This is a genomic window from Ruminococcus sp. (assembly GCF_017650195.1).
Taxonomy (GTDB): Bacteria; Bacillota; Clostridia; order Oscillospirales; family Ruminococcaceae; genus Ruminococcus.
On the sequence record NZ_JAGCFH010000123.1, the window covers coordinates 1 to 2,991 of the forward strand.

General features: G+C 42.9%; 3 protein-coding genes and 1 pseudogene. 1 reads left to right on the forward strand and 3 read right to left on the reverse strand.

Features of this window, described 5'->3' with window-relative positions:
• On the forward strand, nt 1-922 hold a 922-nt coding region (locus J6U00_RS05725), incomplete at its 5' end, for a tyrosine-type recombinase/integrase (protein WP_296580062.1).
• A 605-nt stretch (nt 923-1,527) separates the two neighbouring features.
• Here J6U00_RS05725 and J6U00_RS05730 read toward each other — a convergent pair.
• The 3 genes and pseudogenes from J6U00_RS05730 to J6U00_RS05740 all read right to left on the reverse strand — a co-directional run.
• Nucleotides 1,528-2,049 (reverse strand): nitroreductase family protein, encoded by a 522-nt coding sequence (locus J6U00_RS05730; protein WP_296580064.1) that lies wholly within the window; start codon nt 2,047-2,049, stop codon nt 1,528-1,530.
• Nucleotides 2,050-2,109: 60 nt separating this feature from the next.
• The gene (locus J6U00_RS05735) at nt 2,110-2,778 is read right to left on the reverse strand and encodes a DUF4405 domain-containing protein (protein WP_296580066.1); all 669 of its coding nucleotides are present in this window, start codon (nt 2,776-2,778) and stop codon (nt 2,110-2,112) included.
• 1 nt (nt 2,779) lies between these two features.
• Nucleotides 2,780-2,991: pseudogene (locus tag J6U00_RS05740) on the reverse strand (flavodoxin); the annotation flags it as partial.

Genomic DNA, 2,991 nt, shown 5'->3' on the forward strand with positions numbered 1-2,991 from the left:
TGAAGTGCACAAGCAAATGCTTGCCCCTAGTACAGTCAACGGATATGCCGTTAATATCAACAATCACATAATCCCTGAATTGGGAGATGAGAAGTTAAAGGATATTAAACCGAGTCGTCTTGAATCTTTTTATTCTATGCTGATGAAAGAAAAGGGTTTGTCAGCTAAAACTGTAAAGTATATTCATAATGTACTTAAAGTAGCTCTAAAATCGGCTGTGGATAACAAATTGATAGAGGACAATCCGTGTTTAAAGGCCAAAACACCTAAAGTGCCTAAATTTAAGTCTGGACTTCTATCAGCTCCTCAACTTCAAACTCTGCTTTCAGCATTAGAAGGGGATAGGTACGAGACGGAAATCAAACTTGCTGTAATGCTCGGATTACGAAAAGGTGAAGTATTAGGTATAAAGATTTCCGACCTAGACACATCAAAGCATACCCTGCATATACAACGACAAGTATCGACTACGAGAGATAATACGGTTGATAAAAGTGCTGCATATTATGGTTTAAAGCCTTTAAAGAGTGAAAGTAGCGATAGAGTACTGTTTATATCGCAAGACGTAGAAGCTCTCATACTTCGTAAAGATATTCACAATAAATCTCAAAAGGAGTTGCTGAAAGAAAATTATCACGACGACGGATTAATATGTTGTAATGATGACGGAACAGTAATGAGTCCTCATACTTTATTGCGTGCTTTTAAAAGAATACTCAAACAATGTGGACTGCCAGATGTACGATTTCATGATCTGCGTCACAGCTATGCCACCCTTTGTATTGACTTGAACATTCCGTTAAAAGTTATATCTCAAAACCTAGGGCATTCATCTACTGCTGTCACCGATGCAGTCTACGCAGACTCCATCAAAGCCAAGACCACAGTCTCCGAAATCATATCGCAAAAACTCACTTGCTAATTTTTTTGCTAATCTTAGCAAATTAGTACCTGTACACAACTAGTAGTCGTGTACAGTCTTTTTGGTACTTATACACTAAAACTGTATGTGACTAAATGTGACTGTATGTGTACAATAAACAACACTGGATAGTGCTAAATAACTGGAACTCGTGTATACGTTAATAGCGTATCGAGGGTTCGAATCCCTCTCTGTCCGCTCTTTTAAGAAGCCTGTATTTAGCAGAAAACGCTAAATACAGGCTTTTTTGCTGTCTATGCAAATGCAGTCAAAAATGCGCGTGTGATAATGAAACTGCATAAAATCACACGAAAATGCAGGGTCAGTCACACGAAAAATCACACGAATAAACCTGAAAGGCTGTTCTAATTCTATGCAAAGCTCGTCTGTCAAAGACGAGCTTTTGATTTTACACAAGACGAAAGGCAGTATAATGATATTAAGAGAAGCCAGCTCCCTCGCGGGAGCTGTTGTTCTGAAAATACATATTGTATCCACAAAGACCATCTGGTGTGCCGATTCAAATCGGGTGTAATGATCTTCATTGAAAAGTGAAAATAGAAATAACGGAAAAAGGACGGTTCAGTTGAGCCGTCCTTTCGTTATCAATATTTTTCATAGTGAACTTTGCCAAAATCAAAGTCTTTTTCAGTATAGCCACGCTTAATTTCGCCCTTGCCGCCGAGTGCGATCAGGTTCAGGACAGCATAACCGTCCGGCACACCGAGCAGTTTGCGGATTTCTTCATCAGAGGACTTGCATTTTCCCGTCCTGTTGCGGATATGCACCCAGCAAGCACCGAGGTCATACTGCTCGGCAGCAAGCAGAATGTAGGAAGAAGCGATAGCACCGTCCTCAATCCAGAACTCGCCTCTGTCGAGCTTCACCATGACAACGATAACAGCGTCAGCACCAATGATCTGCGAACCGCCGAGACTTTTGCACTCCGCAAGCTCTCTTATCTTATCCCTAACGATTACGAACTCAACAGGTCTGTGACCGAAGGAACAGGGAGCAGCGAGTGCCACCTTCATGATCTCATTCAGCACTTCATCGGAGATATGTTCATTTGTGTATCGCCTTACCGAACGGCGTTTTGCCGTAAGGTCAAAGAGTTTGTTTTCCATTATTACACCGTCCTTTTGTTTATGGGGAACTTTGAACCCACTGGATTCAAAGTTGAAGTATTATGACCCGTGGTTTTCAGTTCGTTTCTTTTTCAGAATGCTCTGCAGCATATATCCCACATAGGCAAACAGCAACATGACAGTCAGGTACTGAAGCGTAGTCAGCACAGCAGAGGCGTTTGTGTCGATGAATACGAACTGCAACTTGCCAAATATATAGTTCGGGAATTTCAGCGAGATAAACGCATAAATGCCGACTGCACCGATTATCCCGAAGATGATACGAAGCGACCATATCAGCGCTTTGTTTTTCAACTTCATTCTCGCCGCCATTTGCGAAATGTGCATACCGAGGTGAACGCTCATAAGCACAAGTCCCCAGTAGGCGCAGAGCATATGTATCGTTCTTGCGGTCATTGCTCCACCGATATTCACAAAGTTGAAAACGTGCTTTGAGATCACGATATCGCTGTACATCAGTCCTATCATACACAGGAACACAAGTGCATTGACCGCAGTATTTACGCTCCTGTGGAGGTCATACCTGCCCTTAAACAGCGATCTTATCCACCCGAAATTCAAGATATGATGTGCGATAAACAGGCAGAACATCGCCACTCCTATCACCTCATGCGCCGTTTCACCCACAATGGAATAACACATCAGGACAGGCAAAGCTGCGGTCATCACAAGGTCAATGCACATTTTCACGGCTGCTTTCTTGTTCATATCAGAATCCCAGCCCGTCAAGCCAGTCACTGACAGACTGCTGCGTATCGGAGCTGAACTCCTGCGCAGTTTTGCCTTGAATTGCCATACCGTCAAGCACCTGTGCATTCGGCAGATAGCTTCCGATTGCAGAATATGTTCCCGATTCACCGCTGCCTTCATGGGTATTGAACGGGATAACCACCTTGTCGGAAAAGTCATAGCTGTCCATAA